Origin of the sequence: Sphingomonas oligophenolica, from assembly GCF_006438955.1 — a bacterium.
Classification (GTDB): Bacteria; Pseudomonadota; Alphaproteobacteria; order Sphingomonadales; family Sphingomonadaceae; genus Sphingomonas; species Sphingomonas oligophenolica_A.
Genome location: NZ_RCZK01000001.1, coordinates 482,683 through 506,090 on the forward strand (window position 1 = coordinate 482,683; position 23,408 = coordinate 506,090).

The following is a 23,408-nucleotide window of genomic DNA, read 5'->3' on the forward strand; positions in this document are numbered from 1 at the left end:
CGTGCTGATCCATCGCTCGACATCACATCCGGAACACCCCGAACGATTGCCGCTCGGGAATCGGCGCGTTGAGGGAAGCCGCGAGCGCCAGCCCGAGCACGTCGCGGGTTTGCGCGGGGTCGATGATGCCGTCGTCCCACAATCGCGCGGTGGCGTGCCACGGATTCCCCTGTGCCTCGTAATCGTCGCGGATCGGTTGTTTGAACGCCTCGGCCTGTTCGGGCGTCCAGCCCTCCGCGTCGCGGTGGACGGTGGCGAGCACGCTCGCGGCCTGTTCGCCCCCCATCACGCTGATCCGGCTGTTGGGCCAGGTGAACAGGAAGCGAGGGCCATAGGCGCGCCCGCACATCCCGTAATTGCCCGCGCCGAAGCTGCCGCCGATCAGGATTGTGAGTTTAGGAACGGTCGCGGTGGCGACCGCGGTGACGAGCTTCGCGCCGTGCTTGGCGATCCCCTCCGCCTCGTATTTGCCGCCGACCATGAAGCCGCTGATGTTCTGGAGGAACAGCAACGGCACCCGGCGCTGCTGCGCGAGCTCAATGAAATGCGCGCCCTTCTGCGCACTTTCGCTGAACAGCACGCCGTTGTTGGCCAGGATCGCGACCGGATACCCGTGGATGTGCGCGAACCCGCAGACCAGGCTCGATCCATAGAGCGCCTTGAATTCATGGAATTCGGATGCGTCGACGAGGCGCGCGATCACCTCATGGACGTCGTACGGCGCGCGCACGTCCTGCGGCACAATCCCGTACAGGTCCTCAGGCGGAAACGCGGGGGCGCGCGGCTCGGCCAGGTTCACGTCCGCGCTGCGCTGGAGCGGCAGCGTCGAGACGATATCGCGGACGATCGTCAGCGCGTGATCGTCGTTCTCCGCGACATGATCGACGACCCCGGATTTGCGGCCATGCGTGTCCGCGCCGCCCAGCTCTTCCGCGCTGATGACTTCCCCGGTCGCGGCCTTCACCAGCGGCGGCCCGGCGAGGAAGATCGTGCCTTGCCCCCGAACGATGATCGTCTCGTCGCTCATCGCGGGAACGTACGCGCCGCCCGCGGTGCAGCTGCCCATTACGCACGCGATCTGCGGGATCGCCGCGGCGGACATCTGCGCCTGGTTGAAGAAGATCCGCCCGAAATGATCGCGGTCGGGAAACACCTCGGCCTGGTGCGGCAAGTTCGCGCCGCCGCTGTCGACGAGGTAGATGCACGGCAACCGGTTCTCGAACGCGATCTCCTGCGCGCGTAGATGCTTCTTGACGGTCAGCGGGTAATAGGTCCCGCCCTTCACCGTGGCGTCGTTGCACACGATCATGACCTGGCGGCCCGACACGCGCCCCACCCCGCAGATCAGCCCCGCACCCGCGATGTCGTCGTCATAGAGGTCGTGCGCCGCCAGCTGCCCGATCTCGAGGAACGGCGCGCCGGCATCGAGCAGCCGCTCGACGCGCTCGCGCGGCAGCAGTTTCCCGCGCGCGGTGTGGCGGTCGCGGCTCTTCGCGCTGCCGCCGAGCGCGGCGCGCGCAACATCGCCACGCAGCCGCTCGGCCAGCGCCGCATTATGCGCGGAATTGGCGCGGAATTCTTCCCTGTCGCGCGCCAACTTGGTGTCGAGGACGGGGGCCGTCATGCCGCCCCCCTCATTGCGCCACCCGCTGGCCCGCCCCGATCAGCTCGCGCCCGATCAGCATCCGCCGAATCTCGTTGGTCCCTGCGCCGATGTCGAGGAGCTTGGCATCCCGCGCATAGCGTTCGACCGGCCAGTCCTTGGTGTACCCCGCGCCGCCCAGCGCCTGGATCGCCTCGTTGGCGACGCGCACCGCGCTCTCGCTCGCGAGCAGGATCGCGCCCGCCGCATCGAACCGCGTCGTCCTGCCCGCATCGCAGCTCCGCGCCACCGCATAGACGTAGGCGCGCGCCGAATTGAGCGCGACGTACATGTCCGCGATCTTCGCCTGCATCAGCTGGAAATGCCCGATCGGCTGCCCGAACTGCTTCCGCTCGCGAACATAGGGCACCACCACGTCGAGGCACGCCTGCATGATCCCCAATTGGATTCCCGCGAGCACCGCGCGCTCGTAATCGAGCCCGCTCATCAGCACGCCCACCCCACCGTTGAGCGGCCCCATCACCTGCGCGTCGGCGACGAAGCAATCGTCGAACACCAGCTCGGCGGTCGGGCTCCCGCGCATCCCCATCTTGTCGATCTTCTGCCCGATGCTGAACCCTGCGAAATCCTTCTCGATCAGGAACGCGGTGATGCCCCGGCTGCCCTCGCCGGTCTTGGCATAGACCACCAGCGTGTCCGCATAGGACGCGTTGGTGATCCAGAATTTGGTGCCGTTGAGCACATAGCCGCCGTCCGCGGCCTCGGCCCTGAGCTTCATCGAGACGACGTCGGACCCGGCGTTCGCCTCCGACATCGCAAGGCTTCCGACATGCTCGCCCGAGATCAGCTTGGGCAGGTATTTCGCCTTCTGCTCCGGCGATGCCCAGCGGCTGATCTGGTTGACGCACAGGTTTGAATGCGCGCCGTAGCTGAGCCCGATCGACGCCGATGCGCGGCTCACTTCCTCGACCGCGATGACATGCTCGAGATAGCCGAGCCCGAGCCCGCCATCCTCTTCCGCCACGGTGATGCCGTGCAGCCCGAGTGCGCCCATCGCGGGCCACAGTTCGCGGGGGAACCAGTCGTCGGCGTCGATCCGCTGGCTCAGCGGCGCGATTTGCTCGCTCGCAAAGCGCTGGGTGGTGTCGCGGATCATGTCCGCGGTCTCGCCGAGCGCGAAATCGAAATCGGGGGTCACGGGAGCCTCTCCGGTCAGTCTGTTTCACCGCCGCCTAGCATGTCGGGCGATCATGTCGAACCCTCACCCTAGCGATTTGAGCGGGATCGCGACATCGGCGAGGTGCACGCGATCCGGGGGTGGCGCGGCACGTGACGAGCATACTCACCCGCCGCTAATTCGGCGCGTCAACGTAAGCGTCAGTCATCGCGCTTCACCGCGAACGGGCCAAACGCCTGCTGCATCGGCATCAGTTCGATCGTGTTGACGTTGACGTGGCGGGGCTGCTGGAGAATCCAGGTCACCGCGTTGGCGATGTCGTCCGCCGACAGCGGGGTCATCCCGGCATAGACCTTGTCCGCGGCGCTGCTGTCGCCATCGAAGCGGACAACCGAAAATTCGGTCTCGCACATTCCGGGTTCGACCGAGGTGACGCGGACTCCGGTGCCGACGACGTCGGCGCGCAGGTTGAGCGAGAATTGGCGCACGAACGCCTTGGTCGCGCCATAGATGTTGCCGCCGGGATAGGGATAGCTTGCCGCGACCGACGACATGTTGACGATATCGCCGCGCCCCCTCGCGACCATGCCGGGGAGCACCGCGTGGACGAGTTCGGTGACCGCGGTGACGTTGGTCGCGATCATCTGCCGCCAATGCGCGATCTTAGCGTCCTGAGCGGACGAAAGCCCGAGCGCGAGCCCGGCGTTGTTGAACAGGATGTCGATCGCGGCGAAATCGTCCGGCAGTCCTGCGACCGCCGCGGCAATCGCGTCGCGATCGGTGAGATCGAGCTGGAGGGGGTGGAGGCGACCGCCGAGCGCGTCACGGAGCGCAGCGAGCCGATCCTCGCGGCGCCCGACCGCGATCACGCGGCCCCCCGCGGCAATCACCTGGCGCGCCACCGCATCGCCAAACCCCGATGTCGCCCCCGTGACCAACGCCACGCGTCCATCAGCCCAGTTCGTCGTGTCCCGATCCGTCATGTCATCGTCCCAATATGTTGCGCGCGACTACCCAATGGTGAACCTCGGTCGGGCCATCATAGATCCGCATCGTGCGCAGGCGCGACGCCATCAGATGCAGCGGCAGTTCGCGGGTCATCCCCATCGCGCCGAACGCCTGCATCGTGCGATCGACGACCTCCCACGCCATTTCGGTGGCATAGGCCTTGATCATCGAAATCTCGCTGCGGACGTCGCGGCCCTGGTCGAGCTTCCACGCGCAGTCATAGGTCATCAGCCGCGCGGCATGGATCCGGGTCGCGGCGTCGGCGACCCAGTTCTGGATCGTCTGGCGTTCCGACAGCCGCGCGCCGAAGGTGGTGCGTTGCGGCGCGTAATCGACCAGCATGTCGAGAGCGCGCGTTGCCATCCCGATCGACCAGCTCGCCATCTCGATCCGGCGGGTGCCGAGGCGCAGCTGCATCGGCGCGAAGCCCGCGCCCTCTTCGCCGAGCAGCTTCCATCCTTCGACCCGGCAATCCTCGAGCGCGATCTCATAGGTCGCCTGGCCGCCGATCATCGGGATGCGACGCAGGACGTTGAACCCCGGCGTGTCGCGATCGACCAGGAAGGCGGAAACCCCGCGTCGCGCGTCCGGATCGGTCACCGCCATCAGGATCGTGAAGTCGGCTTCCGCGGCGCGGGTAATCCAGATTTTCCGCCCGTTGATGATCCAATCGTCGCCGTCTCGTACCGCGCGGGTCTTCATCGCCGAGGGATCGGAGCCCGCACCGGGCTCGGAAATGCCGATCGCGGAAACTGTTTCGCCCCGTACATAGGGCGCCAGATACGCCTCGCGCTGGCGATCGGTGACGGTCGCGGCAAGCATCCTGAGGTTCGGGGAATCGGGGGCCAGCGTATAGGGGACGATCGTCCGCCCGATTTCCTCGTTGACGCCGACCATCGCGACCGCGGGCAGGTCCATGCCCCCGACATCCTCGGGTGCATCGAGCCCCCATAGCCCGAGATCGCGCGAGGCGGCGTCGATCGGCGCCTGTTCCTCGGCGGTCAGCGCGGGCGATTGCCCGGTCGCTTCGCGTTCGAGGATGCGCGGTTCGAGCGGCATGAGCTTGTCCGCGACGAAGCGGTTGACGAGTTCCTTGAGCATGCGGTGCTCGTCGGAAAGGTCGAAATCCATCAGCGCGCAGGGCCGTGCTGCGCGAGCGGCGCGAAGCGCGCGACCTGGCGGCCGATCAGGCAAAGCTGTTCGACCACCGCGGGGTCGTTGGCGCTGCCCTCGCCGTCGAACTTGGTGAGTTGGGTATTGATTGCGGCGGCGAACGGCGTCGGCCAGCCGCGCAGCGCGTGGACGATCGAGCGCAGCGCCGCGATCGTCGATCCGGTCGCCTGCCAGCCATAGGCGGTCGCGATCAGGCCGACGGGCATGTCGGCGAGATAGGCGCGCTCGTCCTTCGCGGTCTCTTCGAGCAGGTCGAGCGCGTTCTTGACCACGCCCGAGATGCTGCCGTGATAACCGGGGCTGGCGATGATGACCCCCGATGCGGCGCGCACCGCCGTGACGAACGCGCGCTCGTCCTCGGTGCGGCTGGTCGCGCGCGGATCGTAGAGTGGCAGCCGCGCCATGTCGGCACCGCCGAACATCCGCGTCGCGAAACCTTCACGCTCCACCGCGTCGAGCGCGATCCGCAGCGCGCGCTCGGTCGACGAGGTGCCGCCGATCGTGCCGCCGATGCCGACGATCAGGGGTGCGGGCGGGGGTGCGGTTAAGGAATCGCTCATCACAGCGCGGATAGCGCGGGCTGGCGCGGGTGGCCAGCGCCGGACTTTCGCGGCGCGGGGTAGCGCGTATACTGTGCATCGGCGTGCGCGCTTGCACCGGCTGTTTTAGGAATGTAATACACTAATGGCCGATCGCCTGGACGACCCGATGCGCCATGACCCGATGGATTACGACCGCACCACGCCGATCGCGCAGCGTTATGCGTTCGACGCTGCCGTGGAGGATGAACGCTGGGACCCGAGTCGGGACGGCGGCGACCTCCCCGAACCCCCGCCAAGGCGCCGCGGTACGGGGCCGTGGCGGTGGTTCGTGCGGGGCCTGGGCGCCGGGATCGTGCTGCTGGTCGTCGCGATCGGGTGGCTCGCGGTCACCGCGCCGCTGTCGAAATCGCTCAAGCCACCGACCCCGCCGTCGATCACGCTGACCGCCGACGATGGCACCCCGATCGCGCGGCGCGGCGCGATCATTGGCGCCCCGGTCGACGCCGCCAAGCTGCCCAAGCATGTAACCGAGGCGTTCGTCGCGATCGAGGACCGGCGCTTCTATTCGCACTGGGGGATCGACCCGCGCGGCATTGCGCGCGCGGCCTGGACGAACCTCGGCGCGGGCGGGGTGCGCCAAGGTGGCAGCACGATCACGCAGCAGCTCGCAAAAAATGCGTTCCTCGATTCGGATCGCACCGCGGCGCGCAAGATCCGCGAGGTGATGATCTCGTTCTGGCTCGAGGCGTGGCTGAGCAAGGATGAGATCCTGTCGCGCTATCTGTCGAACGTCTATTTCGGCGACAATTGCTACGGCCTGACCGCCGCCGCGCAGCATTATTTCGGAAGGACGCCGGCCAATCTCAACCCCGGTCAGGCGGCGATGCTCGCGGGGCTGGTGAAGGCGCCGTCGCGGCTCGCGCCGACGAGCAACCTGGCGGGCGCGCGCAAGCGCGAAATGGTCGTGGTCGGCGCGATGGTCGACGCGGGATTCCTGACGAAAGCGGAGGGCGACGCCGTCCAGCCGCAGCGCGTGCGCAGCGATTCGACCGCCGGGCAACTGCCCAACGGCACCTATTTCGCCGACTGGGTGCTGCCCGAGGCGCGCGATCAGTCGGGCGAGATTCGGACCGAGGCGACCGTCGAGACGACGCTCGATCGTGGCCTGCAGGGCACCGCCGAACGCGTCGTGCGGCGGGCGGGACTGCGTCAGGCGCAGGTCGCGCTGGTCGCGATGCGCCGCGACGGACGGGTGGTCGCGATGGTCGGAGGCAAGGATTACGCCAAGAGCCCGTTCAACCGCGCGACGCAGGCGCGCCGCCAGCCGGGGTCGACCTTCAAGCTGTTCGTCTATCTTGCCGCGATGCGCGCCGGGATGACCCCTAATTCGCTGGTCGACGATTCACCGGTCGACATCGCGGGATGGAAACCCAAGAACGACGATGGCCGCTATCTCGGCAAGATCCCGTTGCGCCGCGCGTTCGCGCGATCGTCGAACGTCGCCGCAGCGCGGTTGACGCAGGAGGTGGGCGTGCGCGCGGTCATCAAGGCGGCGCGCGACCTGGGCATCTCGACCCCGATCCCCAACGAGGCAACGATCGGACTCGGGACCGCGGAGGTGTCGCTACTCGAACTGACCGCCGCCTATGCGGGGGTCGCCAACGCAAGTTACCCGGTTCAGCCGCGCGGGCTGGAACATGTCGCTGACAAGAGCTGGTATCAGTCATTGTCGGGTCACGCGGCGACATTGCCGCCGACCATCCACGACGAGATGCTTGATCTGCTTGGCGCATCGATCCGGGGGACCGGGCGACAGGCGTCGCTGTCGGTCGATAGCTATGGCAAGACCGGCACGACGCAGGACAATCGTGACGCCTGGTTCATCGGGTTCGCGGGCGACCTGGTCGTCGGGGTATGGGTTGGCAACGACGACAATTCACCCAACCCGGGGCTCCACGGCGGGGGCATCCCCGCGCAGGTGTGGCGCAATTTCATGGTGTCGGCGCTCGACCTTGCCCCCGTGGTCAAAGCGCAGCCGGTCGAGGCCGTCGACCCCGAGGCGACGATGGCGCCCGACGGAGATGAGAATGGCGACCAGATCATGCCGGATATACCCGACATGTCGGCGATGGAGGGGACGGTACGCGGCTTAGGGCTCGAGATGAAGATGGGCCGCGACGGCAGCATCAGCATCAACCCGTCAAACGATCGCGGACCGCCGCCGCCGCGCGACGCGCCGCCGCCGCGCGAGCCGCGCCGAAGCGAGGATGGGCCGCCGGAGGGATTCTGACGATAGCGATGGCTATTTAATTACCGTTTGGTCTGAGCTTATCGAAGGGCGTCCCCGCCACCCGTGCGTCGACAGGCTCATCACGAACGGGGGTGGTGGGTTGCGCGCACTATCCCGCGGTTGACGCCGCTCCCGCGCCGCAGCAAGGCGCGGCGATGCGCTTCTTTTCCGACAACGCCGCCCCCGTCCATCCCCGGGTGATGGAGGCGATGGCTGCCGCCAATCACCTCGACACCGCCTATGACGGCGATGCGCTCTCCCAGCAACTCGACCAGCGCTTGTCGGAAGTGTTCGACACCCGCATCCGCGCGCTGTGGGTGCCGAGCGGGACCGCGGCGAACTGCCTCGCGCTCGCTGCGCTCTGTCCGCCACATGGCGGCATCGTCTGCCACCGCGATTCGCACATCCAGAACGACGAGGGCGGCGCGCCCGAATTCTACACCCACGGCGCCAAGCTGTTCCTGGCCGAGGGCGAGGGTGCGAAACTGACCCCGGATTCGATCGCTGCGGTGCTCGATGCGATCCCCGACGACGTCCACCGCGTCCAGCCGCACGCGATCAGCATCACCAACGCGACCGAATATGGCCGCATCTATTCGCCCGACGACGTCGCCGCGATCGGCAAGCTGGCCGACCAGCGCGACCTCGGGCTGCACATGGACGGCGCGCGCTTCGCCAACGCGGTGGCGATGCTGGGGTGCAACCCCGACGAGGTGACGTGGCGCGCCGGGGTGGACGCGTTGTCGTTCGGCTTCGTCAAGAACGGCGCGATGAGCGCGGAATGCCTGGTGTTCTTCGATACCAAGCTCGCCGACGCGACGCTGTATCGGCGCAAGCGCGCGGGGCTGTTGCTGTCGAAGGGTCGATATCTGGCGGCGCAGATCCTCGCGATGCTCGATGGCGATCTGTGGATCGACAACGCGATCGCGGCGAACGCGCGCGCGCAGACGATCGCGGCGGCAGCGGGGGAGCGCGCGATCCACGCGGTCGAGGCGAACGAGGTGTTCCTGCGCGTGACTCCCGACGAGGCGGCGGCGCTGCGGGCGAAGGGCTTCGACTTTTACGACTGGGCACCGGGCGAAATCCGGCTGGCGACCGCGTGGGACACCGCGGAGGCCGACGTCGCGGCGCTCGCCGCCGCGATCGGCGCGCTGTGACCGCGGGTGCCGCTGCGGCGCCCCCCAATTCGACTCGCGCCGCGATCCTGATCCCGTTCTTCGTCGTGACGCTGATCTGGGGGTCGACCTGGCTCGTGATCCGCGATCAGATCGCGGTGGTGCCGCCGAGTTGGTCGGTGGCGTATCGCTTCGCGGTCGCGGGCGTCGCGATGGCGGCATGGGCGCTGGTGCGGCGCGACAGTTTCCGGTTCGACGCACGCGGCTATGCGTTCGCCACGGCGATCGCGGTCAGCCAGTTCTGCTTCAACTTCAACTTTGTCTACCGCGCCGAACATTACATCACCTCGGGACTGGTCGCGGTGGTGTTCGCGCTGCTGCTCATCCCCAACGCGGGGTTCGCGCGCGTGTTTCTGGGGCAGCGGATGGGGCGGCAACTGCTCGCCGGATCGGCGGTCGCGATGGGCGGGGTGGCGCTGTTGTTCCTCCACGAGGCGCGGACCGATCCGCATGGCCCCGCGTCGTCGCTGACCGGGATCGCCTGGACACTGGCGGCGATCCTGTCCGCGTCGAGCGCCAACGTGCTCCAGGCGACCGAGACCGCGAAACGCTATCCGATGGCATCGACGCTTGCGATCGCGATGCTGCTGGGCGCCGCGCTCGACGCAGGGTTGGCCTGGATGCTGACCGGGCCACCGGTGATCGAACCGCGCTGGGGTTATGTCGCGGGAATCGTCTATCTGGGCCTCGCCGCCTCGGCGCTCGCCTTCCCGCTGTATTTTAGCATTATCCGCGTGATCGGCCCCGCCAAGGCGGCCTATTCGAGCGTGATCGTCCCGGTGATCGCGATGCTGTTGTCGACGCTGTTCGAAGGGTATCGCTGGTCGCCGCTCGCGGTGGGTGGCGCGGTGCTCGTCGGCGTGGGGCTGGTCATTGCGCTGCGGGCGCGACGGCCCGCCGCTCAGACCAGCGCGCGCAGGCCCTCGCGATAGGTCGGGTAGGCGGGGGTCCAGCCGAGCACGCGCTTCGCCTTGCCGTTCGCGACCCGGCGGTTTTCGGCGTAGAAGCTGCGGCCCATCGGCGAGAGCGTGTCGAGCGCGACGAACGGCGGCGCGGGCAGTCCAAGCAGCGACGCCGCGAATTCGGTGACGCGATTGTGCGACATGGGGAGATCGTCGGCGAGGTTGTACGCACCCGCCGGCGCGCTGATCGCGGCAACCACCCCGCTAGCGATGTCGTCGACATGGACGCGGCTGAAGACCTGGCCCGGCACGTCGACGCGGTGTGCTTTCCCTTCGCGGACGCGATCGAGCGGCGATCGGTCGGGGCCGTAGATGCCGGGAAGCCGAAAGACCCGCGCGCCGCGCGCCAGCCAGGCGCGGTCGGCGGCGTTGCGACCGACGCGTCGCCCGGCCACCGGAGTGCTCTCGTCGACCCAGCCGCCGCCTGCATCACCATAGACCCCGGTCGAGGAGAGATAGCCGAGCCATTGGTCGCCGAAGCCGTCGCCATAGCTGTCGAGCACCGGATCGGCATCGCCGTCGGGAGGAACCGACGACAGGAGGTGCGTCGCGGTGCGCAACGCGACGCGGACCGCGTCCCGGTCGTCGAACCGCAGCGTCCCGCCGTGCCCGCTGCGGGTGATGCCGATTACCGGCGCGGGCCAGCACGCCGCGATCCGCGTCGCGGTATAGCCGAGGCCGAAGATCAACAGCATCGGCGCGCCATCGAAGCGGTCATCAGGACATCCCGGCCAGTGTGGGTCGACCGACTAGCACGGCGCGGCGCGCGCACAAGCTTCCGCTGGCGAGGGCGCGCGCCTATATCGCGGCGATGCTCGACGTTCAGAACAGCCTCGCCCAGCCCGCCCACGCCGTTTCGGTCACGCGCCGGGAGGATTATGCGCCGCCCGCGTGGCTGGTGCCGCACACGCAGCTCGATTTCGACCTCGATCCCGCGACGACCCGCGTTACCGCGACGCTGTCGGTGACGCGCAACGGTGCGCACGATACCCCGTTGCGGCTCGATGGCGCCGGGCAGCAGCCGGTGTCGGTGACGGTCGACGGCGTCGCGGTGAACGACTGGCGGATCGAGGACGATCAGCTCGTCATCCCGCTGGCGGGCGACGCGCACGAGATTGAGACCGTCGTCGAGATCGCGCCCGAACGGAACACCCAGTTGATGGGGCTGTATGCCTCGGGCGGGAACCTTTGCACGCAATGCGAGGCCGAAGGGTTCCGCCGGATCACCTGGTTCCCCGATCGCCCCGACGTGCTCAGCCGCTATGCGGTGCGGATGACCGCCGACAAGGCGCGGTATCCGATCCTGCTCGCGAATGGCGATCCGGTCGCACAGGGCGATCTCGACGATGGGCGCCACTGGGCGGAATGGAATGATCCCTATCCCAAACCCTCCTATCTCTTCGCGCTCGTCGCGGGGGACCTGGCGGTCAATCGCGACACGTTCACGACGATGTCGGGCCGGACGGTGGAGCTCGGTATCTGGGTCCGCGCCGCGGATCTCGCCAAGACCGAACACGCACTCGCGGCGCTCAAGACGTCGATGGCGTGGGACGAGCGGGCCTATGGCCGCGAATATGATCTCGATGTGTTCAACATCGTCGCGGTCGACGATTTCAATTTCGGCGCGATGGAGAACAAGGGGCTGAACATCTTCAACAGCCGCTATATCCTGGCCGACCCCGATACCGCGACCGATTATGATTACGACGCGATCGCCGCTGTTGTCGCGCACGAATATTTTCACAATTGGTCGGGCGACCGGATCACCTGCCGCGACTGGTTCCAGCTGTCGCTGAAGGAAGGCTTCACGGTCTATCGCGACCAGAGTTTCTCCGCCGATCAAGGCTCCGCGGCGGTCAAGCGGATCGAGGATGTTCGCGGGCTTCGCGCGGCGCAATTCCCCGAGGATGCCGGCCCGCTCGCGCATCCGGTCCGTCCCGACAGCTATCAGGAAATCTCGAATTTCTACACCGCGACGATCTACAACAAGGGCGCCGAACTCATCCGGATGATGGCGACGCTGCTCGGTCCGGTAACCTTCCGCGCCGCGACCGATCTGTATTTCGAGCGGTTCGACGGCACCGCCGCGACGTGCGAGGATTTCGTCGCGTGCATGGAGGAAGCGGGCGACGTCGACCTGACCCAGTTCCGGCTGTGGTACAGCCAGGCGGGCACCCCGAGGGTGTCGGCGAGCCTGACCGAGCGCGACGGGCGGACGACGCTGCGGCTGGCGCAGCATGTCCCCACCACACCGGGTCAGCCCGACAAGCGGTCGATGGTCCTGCCGCTCAAGCTGCGGTTGTTCGGTGCGGAGAGCGGGCGGGCGCTGACCGACGAGCGACTGGTGCTGCTTGACCAGCCGAGCGAGACGCTGGTGTTCGAAGGCCTCGCCGAGCGCGCGGTCCTGTCGATCAATCGTGGCTTTTCGGCACCGGTGATCGTCGAGACCGACCGCACCGCCGCCGATCTCGGCTTCCTCGCCCGTCACGACGACGATCCGTTCGCGCGCTACGAGGCGATGCAGCAGCTGATGCTCGATTCGCTCGTTGCCGGCGCGATGGGGGATACCGCGGGACACGATGCGGTGATCGCCGCGGTATCGGACACGCTGGCGAACCCCGATCTCGATCCTGCGTTCGTCGCCGAAGCGGTGCTGCTGCCGTCCGAAAGCTTCATCGGCGACCAGCTCGCGACGGTCGACCCCGAGGCGATCCATGCGAGCCGCGAGGGGCTGCGAAGGGCGCTCGGGCAACGGCTCGACGATCAATGGCGTGAGGCGTACGACATCGCGCCCGAAGCCTATGTCTATTCGCCGCAGGCCAAGGGTCGGCGGCGGCTGCGCAGCGTCGCGTTGGGCTATATCGCGGCGAGCGGCGCGGGCGATGCGGCCACGCTGGCCTTCTCGCAGTTCACCGCGGCGGACAACATGACCGATCGCCAGGGCGCGCTCGCTACGCTGGCCAACAGCGACGCGGATGAACGCGAGGCGGCGCTCGACATCTTCTACAATCGCTATGCCGACAATTCGCTGGTGATCGATAAATGGTTCCAGACCCAGGCGTTGTCGAGCCGCGCGGATACCGGCGCGGCGGTCGCGGAACTGGTGCGGCATCCCGATTTCACGCTGGCCAATCCCAACCGGGCGCGCGCGCTGATCGGTGCGTTCGCCGCCAACCAGCGCGCGTTCAACGCCGCCGACGGATCGGGGTACCGTTTCCTCGCCGACCAGTTGATCGCGCTGGACAAGCTGAACCCGCAGACCGCGGCGAAGCTGCTCCCGCCGCTTGGGCGATGGCGGCGGTTCGACCCGGCGCGGGCGGCGATGATGCGCGCCGAGCTCGAACGAATCGTTGCCGCTCCCGGTCTGTCGAAGGATGTGTTCGAACAGGCATCGAAGAGCCTCGCGGGCTGATCGTGCGCGAAATCGCTTTGCAGTCGGCTCGAAAGCGGGATAAGTCATCGCCAATACAAAGGGTTGCGTATGAAACAGCGTATATTCGCAAGCTTGGTATCCATCGCGGCGCTGCTCGCGGGGTGCGGCGGATCCGGTGGGTCGAGCGGAACGTTCGGCGGGCCGTCGACGGGTACCGCCACGCCGACGCCCACCTCGACCTCCGGCTGTTCGTTGCGCGAACGCCAGGATTGGGCGGCATCGCAGCTGCGTGAATGGTATCTGTTCCCTGACACGCTGCCCACGGTGTTCGATCCCAGCCCGTATGCGACCGTCCAGGATTACATCGATCATCTCACCGCGGCCGCGCGGAGCCAGCGCAAGGATCGGTTCTTCACCTATCTGACCTCGATCGCGGGCGAGGATGCCTATTATACGTCGGGGTCGAGCGCCGGTTTTGGCGTCCGGCTCGCCTATGACGTCGCGGCGCAGCGGGTGATCGTCGCGGAGGCGTTCGAGAACGCACCGGCGCTCGCCGCCGGGATCGATCGGGGGACCGAGATCGTCGCGATCGGCACCAGCACCGCGAACCTCGTCCCCGTCAGCCAGATCATCGCGTCCAGCGGGCCGGGTGGCGTCACCGACGCGCTCGGCCCCAATACCGCGGGCACGTCGCGGGTGCTGCGGGTCACGACCGCGGGGGTCACCAAGGACGTCACCGTCGTCAAGGCGGACTATGACCTGACCCCGGTATCGAGCCGCTATGGCGCGAAGATCATCGACGATGGCGGGATCAAGGTCGGGTACGTCAACCTGCGCACCTTCATCTCGACCGCGGACCCCGCGCTGCGCAGCGCGTTTGCGACGTTCAAGGCGGCGGGCGTCACCAACGTCATCATCGATCTGCGCTATAATGGCGGGGGGCTGATCTCGATCTCCGAACTGTTCAGTGACCTGCTCGGCAACGCGCGATCGACCGCGCAGGTGGTCGATTATACCGTTTTCCGTCCCGAGAAGGCGGCGAACAACACGACGCGCTTTTTCATGCCCCAGCCACAATCGATCGCGCCTACCAAGATCGCGTTCATCGGTACCGGCGGCACCGCGTCGGCAAGCGAACTCGTGATCAACGCCGCGATCCCCTATTTCCACGCCAATGCCGCGCTGATCGGCACCAACACGTTCGGCAAGCCGGTCGGCCAGATCGCGCTCGACAAGCCCGCGTGCGACGATCGGCTGCGCGTGATCGCGCTCGCGACGCAGAATTCGGCGCGCCAGGGCGATTATTACGACGGGCTGGCAGGCAAGGTAGAGGCCAGTTGCCAGGCGGGCGACGATGTCTTCTATCCGCTCGGCGATCCGCGCGAAGCGTCGACCCGGACCGCGCTCGACTATCTCGAGGGCAAAAGCTGCACGCCGATTCCCGCGAGTCCGGTGTCGGCGTCGGCGCTTACGACCGGCAAGCGGCAGTTGCTGACCCCCGAGCATCCCACGACCGCACAGCGCGAGACGCCCGGGCTGTTCTAGCGATTGCGGCGCTCGGGGGCGTCAGCGGCGGGCGTCTTGGGCGATCGCAGCATTCGTCACGGTCATGACGCCGTTCGCACCCAGCACCAGAATCCAGATCGTGCCGTCGGTGCAGGTCGCGGTCCAGGCGGGTTTGCCGTCGGGGGTTTCGGTGCGCTGCGAGGTGGTCACCCCCTGGCAATCCTGCCCCGAGTCGCGGATCGCGCGCAGGAACACCCCGTCGCGTTGGCGACCGGGCAGCGATTCCAATTTGTCGAGATAGTTGGACGTCGAGGCCGCGTCGGGCGCGGGCGCGTTGCCGGCCTTACTGGAATCGCAGGCGGCAAGGCCGAACAGCGCGGCGGTGCAGAGGAGAGTGGCGAAGCGAGTCATCATTCATATCCTGTCGAAATTGTCGCGGGCCATCATAGCCCGCGACAAGCCGGGTGGCGCTCGTCATCCACCGGGCGTCATCCCCCTAGCGGTCAAGCGGGTTCTTGGACCGCCTCGGCCTTTGCGTTCACCTTCGACTTGGCCATCTTGGTCAGCTTGTCGTCCGTGGCATATTCCTCGTCGAGGGTTTGCTGGAGGATCGCGGCGACATCGGCGCGACCGAGCTGATTAGCCCAGGTGACCAGCGTGCCATAGCGCGTGATCTCGTAATGCTCGACCGCCTGCGCCGACGCGATCAGCGCGGCGTCGAGCACCGCCTTGTCGGCGATCTCGCCCGCGACGTCGTTGGCTTCCTTGATGATGCCGTCGATCGCGGGGCAGGTGACCGCTTTCGCCTTCTCGCCCATCATGTCGAAAATCCGCTTGAGCCGCGCGATCTGGCCCTCGGTTTCCTTGAAATGGATCTGGAAGCCCTGCTTCAGCCCGATGTCGGTCGCCTTGTCGACCATCTTGGGCAGCGCCTTGATGATCTGGTTTTCGGCGTAATACACGTCTTGAAGCTGGTGTAGGAACAGGTCGTCGAAGGTTTCGATATCTTTGCTGAACAGGCCCATGATTCGTCTCCATCGGTAAAGGGTGAGCCGGGTGCAAAAGGGGGAAAGCGCCCGGCCCGTTGGCTCAACGGACGAACGCGGCGATCGGTTCACGCCCATGCGACTGATCGGGAGCGAGGTGACGCGGTCACGCGGCGCGGGTCGATCGATTTGATAGGGACCCCGCACGCCGGCCGCGCTATGATGCGCGCGGGGCCTCTCGCCCCGATGGGAACCGATCATGGCGAAGAGCCAGAAGAAATCGAACAAGGAAGTTCGCAAGCCCAAGGCCGAAAAGACCAAGACGATCGCTGCCAACGCATCGACCAAGGACAAGCCGGTCGCGATGGTGAACCTGAACAGCTGATCGCGGTCGGGGTCTGGTTAGCGCCGCCGTCTTAGCTGCGCGATTCCGGCGATGAGATCATAGGGGATCGCGATCGCCTCGCGCAGCCGCATCCGGCGCAGATACGCGCCGCTGCCGACGTGCGGCATCGCGAGCCCTCGGCTCCGCACGCCCGCGAGCGCGAACAGCATCCTGACACGCGGCTGATGATAGCGATCGGTGCACGCGATCGCGACGTCAAAGCCGTTGGCGCGCATGAACGCAGCGGCGGCGCGAACCGATTGCAGCGTGTCGCTACTGGTTTCGTCGAGATGGAGCCGGGCGTCGTCGATCACGGTGCCGATCAGCCGCCCCATCACCGATGCTTCGGACGCGCCGTGGCGCCCGACCGCGCCGGTGCAGAGCAGCGCCGCGTCGGGATACAGCCGCGAGGCCGCGACCGCGCTCGCGATCCGGTGCGCGAGCGCGGGGCTCGGCGTGTCGTCGGCGCGCACCGCGGCGCCGAACACGACGATCAGCGGACGTTCAGAGCTGATGGCCGGTTCGATCGCGCTTGGTTGCGAGATAGCGCGCGTTGTGCGGGTTGGTCGGGAGCGCGTGCGCGATCCGTTCCACGACGCTTACCCCCGCTGCCTCGAGCCCCGCGACCTTGGCGGGATTGTTGGTGAGCAGCCGGACCCGGCGTTGCCCGAGCAGCTCGAGCATCCGCGCCGCCACCCCGAAATCGCGCGCATCGACCGCGAAGCCGAGCCGGATATTCGCATCGACGGTGTCGAACCCCTGGTCCTGCAGCGCATAGGCGCGCAATTTGTTCACGAGCCCGATCCCGCGCCCCTCCTGACGAAGATAGATCAGGATGCCCCAACCGCTGGCCCGGATCGCGCGGATCGCCGCGTGGAGCTGCGGGCCGCAATCGCATTTCAGGCTGCCGAAGACGTCACCGGTCAGGCATTCGCTGTGCAGCCGAACGAGCGGGGGCGTCCCATTGGGCTGACCGATCAGCAGCGCGACATGGTCGTCGGCGCTTTCGGGCGAGCGGAATGCGACGATCTCGGTATCCTCCGCCCCCGCGACGGGCAGCCGCGCGCGCGTTGCCAGCGTCAGCCGGGTCGCATCTTCATGCGCGTCGATGTCGGCGATCGTGATGGTGTCTTCGACCGGGCCGGCGCCGATGAAGAAAGCGGGGAGCAGCCCCGCGATCCGCGCCAACCGGAGCGCGGCGGCGGCGGCGGTGCGATCGGGCACCGCGATCGTGCGAAACGGGCCTTTCAACGGGGTCGCGAGGTCGAATTGCGCGTCGGCGAGCGCAGTCGCGGCAGGAAAGTCGATCCACGGCGCGCGATCGACCAGCACCGGGGCGTCGGGTTCGGCGGCCTCGATCTGGTTGACGAGCTTCAGCGTTGCGGCGCGGCCGGAACTAATCAGCACCGGCGCGACCGCGTGCGGATCGAACGCTGCAAGGCGTGTCGCATCCGCGGTTTCGACGGGCAGCAGCGTCAGGCCGCCGATCGCGATTGCCCAGCCGCGGCGCAGCGCGTCGATCGCGCGCGCGGCCGCACGGGGGTCCGGTTCGTTCAAAAATCGAACTCGGTGACGATCGGGACATGGTCGGAGGGTTTGAGCCAGCTCCGGCAATCCTCGTGTACCCGGTGCGCGGTCGCGGCGGCGGCGACATCGCGGGTCGCCCACATGTGATCGAGCCGCCGCCCGCGATCGGAGGCCGCCCAATCCTTGGCGCGATAGCTCCACCACGTGTGGAGCCGCGCGGGGGCGGGGTGGAAATGCCGCCCGAGATCGACCCAGTCGTTCGCCGCCTGAAGCTGATCGAGCGCGTCGACCTCGATCGGGGTATGGCTGACGACGCCGAGCAGTTGTTTATGACCCCACACGTCGGACGGCAGCGGCGCGATGTTGAAATCCCCGGTCAGGATCGTCGGGCCATCGAGCCCCGCCGACCAGCGCGTCATCCGCTCGACGAAATCGAGCTTCTGCCCGAATTTGGGGTTCACGTCGCGATCGGGGACGTCGCCGCCCGCGGGGACGTAGACGTTTTCCAGCCGGACGCCGTTGGCGAGCTTTACCCCGACGTGGCGCGCTTCGCGGTTAGCCTGCCAGTCGAACCGGTCGTCTTCGGCGATCGGCACCCGGCTGATGATCGCGACGCCGTGGTGCATGCGCTGGCCGTGGATCACATTGTGGCGATAGCCCAGCTTCTTGAACGGGTCGAACGGGAAGTCCTGATCGACCACCTTGGTTTCTTGAAGACACAGGATGTCGGGTTCGGCCTCGCGCAGAAAGCGGGCGACGATATCGATCCGGAAGCGGACCGAGTTGATGTTCCAGGAAGCGATCTTCACGGGAGGGAAATAGGGGGTTCGAAGCGGTTCGTCACCCTCTGCGCTGCGCCGCGGCGAAGCCGCGTCGTCAGACGTCGCTGATGCGACGCTGGCCGCGCTTGGGCGTCTCGCGCTGATGGCGCGTGCGCCCTACGCGAAAGGCCCCCGCTCCGGGGGCATGGAGCGAGGGCCGACCTGGCGTTCGTCACGCAGGCGGGAGATGGGTCATCCGGGCAACAGGGGGAAAAATCCCGGAACGCCCCACATCCGCAACGCCGTCTCTAGCGGCGCCAACCTGTCGCGCGGATGAATGAGCGCGTGACAATTCGTTCAGGTAGCGATGTCGCCGGTTACGACCGCGGACCTTTCTTGCGTGGGTCATTCCAGCGGAACATGTCGTCGCTGACCGCGCCGCCATAGCGCTGTTTCGCCAGCCGGATCGTGGTCCGGTTGTTCTGGCTATCGAGCGCGACCCAGCCCTGCAGCATCAGCCCCGCCGGCGCGCCGGCATCGCGGGCGAACACGAGCGTTATGCGGCCATATTCGGGGTGTTTGGGATCATTCGCCTCGACCGAGATCACGCGGTCGTCATAGCCCGGGATGACCTTGGCATAGCGCGAAATGTCGCGGCTGGGATCAAGCAGGACGCCGAGCGGCGAATTCTTGATCGGCCAGCGCTGCACCTGGTTGACCGAATAATCGATGAAGGTCAGCGCACCGCCCTCCGCGACGATCAGGATCGGTACGCCCTTTTCATATTGGAAACGGATCTTGCCAGGCTGTTTCAGCGTCAGCACCCCGGTCAGCACCTTGCCGTTGCGATCGGTCTGGGTGAAATCGGCGGTCATCGTCTTGATGGACCGAAGGTGTTGCTGGACCGCCGCGAGATCGCTCGCGGGGGATGCGGCGAGCGGCACCGCAGCGGCGGCGATGATGGCGGGCGCGGCAAGCGCGCGGAATAGCGTTGGGTTCATAAGGCTCCTGATACGGATGGCGCGTTGAATGACCGCTGAACTAGGCGTTTATCGTGATCGCGTGAAGCGGCTCGATTCAGCCGCGTGCCACCGCGACGGGTCAGATCGCCTGCCCGTCGGTATCGCGGAGCACTTCGCGGCGCCCGACGTGGTCGGGGCGACCGACGATACCGTCCTTTTCCATCCGCTCGATCAGCCGCGCCGCGGAATTGTAGCCGATCCGCAATTGGCGCTGCAGCCAGGAGGTCGATGCCTTCTGCGATTCACACACCAGCTGGATCGCGTTGCGGTATTGCTGATCCTCGGCCGAATCCTCGCCGGTCGGGGAGCCTTCGAGGGTGAAGCCGTCTTCGGGCTCTTCGGTGACCGAATTGATGTAATCGGGCCGTCCTTGCGATCGCCAATGATCGGCGACCGCGCGAACCTCGTCGTCGCTGACGAATGGGCCGTGAACGCGGACGATGCCCTTGCCGCCGGGCATGTAGAGCATGTCGCCCTTGCCGAGCAGCTGTTCGGCGCCCTGTTCGCCCAGAATCGTGCGCGAATCGATCTTGCTGGTGACGTGGAAGCTGATCCGGGTCGGCAGGTTCGCCTTGATGACCCCGGTGATGACGTCGACCGAGGGACGCTGGGTCGCCATGATCAGGTGGATCCCCGCTGCGCGCGCCTTTTGCGCGAGCCGCTGGATCAGGAACTCGACTTCCTTGCCCGCGGTCATCATCAGGTCGGCGAGCTCGTCGACGATGACGACGATCTGCGGCAGGGGTTCGTAGTCGAGCGGCTCCTCTTCGTAGATCGGCTGGCCGGTGTCGGGGTTGTAGCCGGTCTGTACTTTGCGCCCGAGGCGCTGGCCCTTGGCCTTGGCGGCGCGGACCTTGTCGTTGAATCCGGCGAGGCTGCGGACACCGACCGACGACATCTGGCGGTAGCGATCCTCCATCTGCTCGACCGCCCATTTCAGCGCGCGCACCGCCTTGGCGGGGTCGGTGACGACCGGAGAGAGCAGGTGCGGGATATCCTCGTACATGCTCAGTTCGAGCATCTTGGGATCGATCATGATCATTCGGCACTGGTCGGGGGTCAGCCGATACAGCAGCGACAGAATCATGCAGTTGAGGCCGACCGACTTGCCCGATCCGGTGGTGCCCGCGACGAGCAGGTGTGGCATGGGCGCAAGATCGGCGATCACGGGGTCGCCCGCGATGTTCTTGCCGAGGATGATCGGCAGCTGCGCCGATTGATCCTCGAACGTCTGGCTCGCGACGAGTTCGTGGAGCGCCACCGTCTCGCGCTTGGCGTTGGGCAGTTCGATCCCGATCACGGTGCGTCCGGGAATCGTCGCGACGCGTGCGGAAATCGCAGACATGTTGCGCGCGATATCGTCGGCGAGCGCGATCACCCGGCTGGCCTTGATGCCGCTTTCTGGTTCGAGTTCGTACATCGTGACGACGGGGCCGGGGCGAACCTCGATGATCGAGCCCTTCACCTTGAAATCGTCGAGGACGTTTTCGAGCAGGCGTGCGTTGCGTTCGAGTGCGGCCTTGTCGACCGCGCCCTTGGGAATCGGCGGGGGCGGCGCGAGCAGGTCGAGCCCCGGCAGCTTGTAACTGTGGCCGAGATCGAGTTGCGCCTGGGTCGGCTTCGTCCGGGCGACCGAGGGCGCCAGCGTGCGATCTGCTATCACCGGGGCGGGACGCGGATCGGGGGCGGCGACCGCGCGGGGGATGCTGACCGCCTTGCGGTTCAGCGTCAGCGGCTCGTCGTCGGGCGCGACCGCGGCGTCATAGGCGGTGCCGGGGGAGACCGCAGCACGGCGGCGCCACGGCCGTTCGCCAAGCGCCAGTTCGAGGCTGCGCGCCCAGATGATGATCCCCGCGATCCCCGCGGACAGGCCGATCGCGCGCATTCCCCACAGCGACACCGCGGGTTGGTTGGCGAACGCGAGCGCCCAGGCGGCGACGCGTGCGAGGCCGAGCCCGATCGCGCCGCCCCAGCCCGCCGGCAACGCGAGCACCGCCGCGTCCGACACCGTCGCGAGCGCGGTGGCGATCAGCGCGATGCCGATCGCGGCGTCGCGGAGCATCCGCACCCATCTTCCGGCGGGCTGGTCGCGCCAGAGCCGGAGCGCGACGATCGGCCCGATCGGCAGCAGCAGCGCGACGACCGGGCCGAGCAGCGACAGCGCGATATCGGCGAACCACGCGCCGGGCGCGCCGATCAGGTTGCGGATAGCGCCCCCGGCCGCGGTGTTGAGCGCGGCGTCGGCGGCATGATAGCTCGCCAGCGCGAGCGCCATCAGGAGCGTCGCAAGGAACAGCGCGATCGCGGCGATCAGCGCGCCCCCGCGCACCGCCCCGGCCTTCACCGTTTCCCGCCATAGCCCGGTATCGCGGGCCTGCGCGCGGCTAGCCATTGCCCTGATTCCCTCGACATCCTTAGCGAAAATTCTCCGGAATCATCCTCCCTGGCGACTCCGCCGTCAAGGCGCACCGCGCCAAGGATCGTTGGCAGCGTCGTTTCGCGCGCGTAGAGAGTCCGAATGGACACAGATGTCATCATCCTGGGCGGCGGCCTGGTCGGCTCGACGCTGGCCCTGGCGCTCGATGCGCACGGCCTGACCGCGACCGTTGTCGATCCCGCCGATCCGGCGACGATCCTGGCGCCGGGCTTCGACGGGCGCGCCTCCGCAGTGGCGAGCGCGAGCGGGCGAATGCTCGATGCGATCGGGGTCGGCAGCCGCTTGGCGGGGCAGGGCTGCACGATTCGCCATATCAGGGTGAGCGACGGCCTGAAGCCGGGGAAACTCGATTTCATTCCCGATGCCGACGACGACGCGCTCGGCACGATGTACGAAAACAAGCTGTTGCGGACCGCGCTGTTCGAGGCGGCGAGCGCGGCACCGCACGTCGACCTTAAGATGATGACGCGGGCGGTGTCGGTCGATCGTGGCGAGCACGGGGTTACCGCGGTGCTCGATTCGGGCGAGACGATTCGCGCGCCGCTGCTGGTCGCGGCGGAGGGACGCCATTCGCCGACCCGCACCGCCGCGGGAATCACCGTGGCGCGCTGGCAGTATGACCACGCTGCGATCATCGGGGCATTCCACCACGAGGAAGACCACGAAAACACTGCGTTCGAGATTTTCTATGCGGCGGGGCCGTTTGCGCTGCTGCCGTTGCCCGACGATGCGGATGGGCATCGATCGGCGATCGTGTGGACGGTGAAGGCGCGCGATGCGGCGGGAATGCTCAAGCTGGGCGACCGCGGGTTCCTTGCCGAGGCCGAACGGCGAATGGGCGGGTTCCTCGGGACATTGTCGGGCGCGAGTCCCCGCGCGTCGTATCCGCTCGGGTTCCACCACGCCGCGCGGATTACCGATCGTCGGCTCGCGCTGGTCGGCGATAGCGCGCACGGGATCCATCCGATCGCGGGGCAGGGACTGAATTTGGGGTTCCGCGATGTCGCTGCGCTGGCCGAGGTGCTGGTCGAGGGCAAACGTGTCGGGCTCGACCTGGGCGATGCCGCGCTGCTCGATCGTTACCAGCGCTGGCGCTCGCTCGACACCTTCATGGTTGCCGCCGCGACCGACACGCTGACGCGGCTGTTCGGGATTCCGGGCAAGACCGCAAGCGCGGTCCGCCGGTTCGGGATCAGCGCGGTCGATCGCATCCCGCCGCTCAAGGAACGCTTCATGGCCGAAGCGCGCGGCGAGAGCGGCGATTTGCCCAAACTGCTCCAGGGCATGGCGGTCTGACCCCGCCGCGCTAGCGATCGAGCGTGCGCGCGTCCTCGACCAGCATCACGGGCACGCCACCCCGAACCGGGTACGCGAGCCCCGCGGCCTCCGACACCAGCTCGTGGCGATCCACGTCGTAGCGGAGCGGCTGGCGGGTCACCGGACAGACCAGCTTGCCGAGGAGCCACGGATCGATCGTCATG

The 23,408-nt window shown here is 67.3% G+C and carries 21 protein-coding genes; 7 read left to right on the plus strand and 14 right to left on the minus strand.

Annotated features, from left to right (window positions below; translation table 11 throughout):
- Positions 1 to 22: 22 nt before the first annotated feature.
- The 5 genes from EAH84_RS02545 to EAH84_RS02565 form a co-directional block, all read right to left on the minus strand.
- Complete coding sequence (locus EAH84_RS02545; protein ID WP_140867150.1) at positions 23 to 1,624, minus strand: carboxyl transferase domain-containing protein; 1,602 nt, start codon at positions 1,622 to 1,624, stop codon at positions 23 to 25.
- Positions 1,625 to 1,634: 10 nt separating this feature from the next.
- The gene (locus tag EAH84_RS02550) at positions 1,635 to 2,759 is read right to left on the minus strand and encodes an acyl-CoA dehydrogenase family protein (RefSeq protein WP_194150347.1); all 1,125 of its coding nucleotides are present in this window, start codon (positions 2,757 to 2,759) and stop codon (positions 1,635 to 1,637) included.
- 221 nt (positions 2,760 to 2,980) lie between these two features.
- Positions 2,981 to 3,763 carry an SDR family NAD(P)-dependent oxidoreductase gene (locus tag EAH84_RS02555; protein ID WP_140867155.1) on the minus strand — a complete coding sequence of 261 codons (783 nt, stop codon included), beginning with the start codon at positions 3,761 to 3,763 and terminating at the stop codon, positions 2,981 to 2,983.
- 1 nt (position 3,764) lies between these two features.
- Complete coding sequence (locus tag EAH84_RS02560; RefSeq protein WP_140867157.1) at positions 3,765 to 4,919, minus strand: acyl-CoA dehydrogenase family protein; 1,155 nt, start codon at positions 4,917 to 4,919, stop codon at positions 3,765 to 3,767.
- Positions 4,919 to 5,521 (minus strand): NADPH-dependent FMN reductase, encoded by a 603-nt coding sequence (locus EAH84_RS02565; protein ID WP_140867160.1) that lies wholly within the window; start codon positions 5,519 to 5,521, stop codon positions 4,919 to 4,921. Before EAH84_RS02565 ends, EAH84_RS02560 begins: the two co-directional genes overlap by 1 nt.
- Positions 5,522 to 5,645: 124 nt before the next feature.
- Between EAH84_RS02565 and EAH84_RS02570 the strand changes: the two genes are divergently transcribed.
- The 3 genes from EAH84_RS02570 to EAH84_RS02580 all read left to right on the plus strand — a co-directional run bounded on the left by EAH84_RS02570 (position 5,646) and on the right by EAH84_RS02580 (position 9,900).
- A complete protein-coding gene (locus EAH84_RS02570; protein WP_140867163.1) occupies positions 5,646 to 7,793 on the plus strand; it encodes a transglycosylase domain-containing protein in 2,148 nt (715 codons plus the stop codon).
- A gap of 155 nt (positions 7,794 to 7,948) precedes the next feature.
- Positions 7,949 to 8,950 carry a threonine aldolase family protein gene (locus tag EAH84_RS02575; protein ID WP_140867165.1) on the plus strand — a complete coding sequence of 334 codons (1,002 nt, stop codon included), beginning with the start codon at positions 7,949 to 7,951 and terminating at the stop codon, positions 8,948 to 8,950.
- On the plus strand, positions 8,947 to 9,900 hold the full coding sequence (locus EAH84_RS02580; RefSeq protein WP_140867168.1) for a DMT family transporter: 954 nt from the start codon (positions 8,947 to 8,949) through the stop codon (positions 9,898 to 9,900). The genes EAH84_RS02575 and EAH84_RS02580 overlap by 4 nt, the downstream gene beginning before the upstream one ends.
- Here EAH84_RS02580 and EAH84_RS02585 read toward each other — a convergent pair.
- Complete coding sequence (locus EAH84_RS02585) at positions 9,870 to 10,625, minus strand: NAD(P)-dependent oxidoreductase (protein WP_140867171.1); 756 nt, start codon at positions 10,623 to 10,625, stop codon at positions 9,870 to 9,872. The two genes, EAH84_RS02580 and EAH84_RS02585, sit on opposite strands and share 31 nt — an antisense overlap.
- 116 nt (positions 10,626 to 10,741) lie before the next feature.
- Between EAH84_RS02585 and pepN the strand changes: the two genes are divergently transcribed.
- Positions 10,742 to 13,342, plus strand: a complete 2,601-nt coding sequence (gene pepN / locus EAH84_RS02590; protein ID WP_140867174.1) for an aminopeptidase N — start codon at positions 10,742 to 10,744, stop codon at positions 13,340 to 13,342.
- Between the two features lie 69 nt (positions 13,343 to 13,411).
- The gene (locus EAH84_RS02595) at positions 13,412 to 14,848 is read left to right on the plus strand and encodes a S41 family peptidase (protein ID WP_140867177.1); all 1,437 of its coding nucleotides are present in this window, start codon (positions 13,412 to 13,414) and stop codon (positions 14,846 to 14,848) included.
- 21 nt (positions 14,849 to 14,869) lie between these two features.
- Here EAH84_RS02595 and EAH84_RS02600 read toward each other — a convergent pair whose 3' ends face one another.
- Positions 14,870 to 15,220, minus strand: a complete 351-nt coding sequence (locus EAH84_RS02600; protein ID WP_140867179.1) for a hypothetical protein — start codon at positions 15,218 to 15,220, stop codon at positions 14,870 to 14,872.
- A 92-nt stretch (positions 15,221 to 15,312) separates the two neighbouring features.
- A complete protein-coding gene (locus EAH84_RS02605; protein WP_140867181.1) occupies positions 15,313 to 15,834 on the minus strand; it encodes a ferritin-like domain-containing protein in 522 nt (173 codons plus the stop codon).
- Between the two features lie 220 nt (positions 15,835 to 16,054).
- On the opposite strand from EAH84_RS02605, the gene EAH84_RS16500 reads away from it, so the two are divergent.
- Positions 16,055 to 16,180 carry a hypothetical protein gene (locus EAH84_RS16500; RefSeq protein ID WP_277753711.1) on the plus strand — a complete coding sequence of 42 codons (126 nt, stop codon included), beginning with the start codon at positions 16,055 to 16,057 and terminating at the stop codon, positions 16,178 to 16,180.
- Between the two features lie 17 nt (positions 16,181 to 16,197).
- Here the strand turns inward: EAH84_RS16500 and EAH84_RS02610 are convergent, their stop codons facing one another.
- The 5 genes from EAH84_RS02610 to EAH84_RS02630 form a co-directional block, all read right to left on the minus strand.
- Entirely contained in the window at positions 16,198 to 16,668 is a 471-nt protein-coding gene (locus EAH84_RS02610) for a YdcF family protein (protein ID WP_161978312.1), read from the minus strand.
- A 16-nt stretch (positions 16,669 to 16,684) separates the two neighbouring features.
- On the minus strand, positions 16,685 to 17,737 hold the full coding sequence (ribA, locus tag EAH84_RS02615; protein WP_140867186.1) for a GTP cyclohydrolase II: 1,053 nt from the start codon (positions 17,735 to 17,737) through the stop codon (positions 16,685 to 16,687).
- Positions 17,734 to 18,516, minus strand: coding sequence for an exodeoxyribonuclease III (locus tag EAH84_RS02620; protein ID WP_140867188.1), 783 nt, complete (start codon positions 18,514 to 18,516; stop codon positions 17,734 to 17,736). Before EAH84_RS02620 ends, ribA begins: the two co-directional genes overlap by 4 nt.
- A 329-nt stretch (positions 18,517 to 18,845) precedes the next feature.
- Positions 18,846 to 19,469, minus strand: a complete 624-nt coding sequence (locus tag EAH84_RS02625) for a LolA family protein (RefSeq protein WP_140867190.1) — start codon at positions 19,467 to 19,469, stop codon at positions 18,846 to 18,848.
- Between the two features lie 100 nt (positions 19,470 to 19,569).
- Positions 19,570 to 21,882, minus strand: a complete 2,313-nt coding sequence (locus EAH84_RS02630) for an FtsK/SpoIIIE family DNA translocase (RefSeq protein ID WP_140867193.1) — start codon at positions 21,880 to 21,882, stop codon at positions 19,570 to 19,572.
- Positions 21,883 to 22,008: 126 nt separating this feature from the next.
- On the opposite strand from EAH84_RS02630, the gene EAH84_RS02635 reads away from it, so the two are divergent.
- Complete coding sequence (locus EAH84_RS02635; protein WP_140867195.1) at positions 22,009 to 23,223, plus strand: UbiH/UbiF/VisC/COQ6 family ubiquinone biosynthesis hydroxylase; 1,215 nt, start codon at positions 22,009 to 22,011, stop codon at positions 23,221 to 23,223.
- A 10-nt stretch (positions 23,224 to 23,233) separates the two neighbouring features.
- Here the strand turns inward: EAH84_RS02635 and EAH84_RS02640 are convergent, their stop codons facing one another.
- Positions 23,234 to 23,407, minus strand: coding sequence for a Trm112 family protein (locus EAH84_RS02640; protein WP_140867198.1), 174 nt, complete (start codon positions 23,405 to 23,407; stop codon positions 23,234 to 23,236).
- Between the last annotated feature and the right edge of the window lies 1 nt (position 23,408).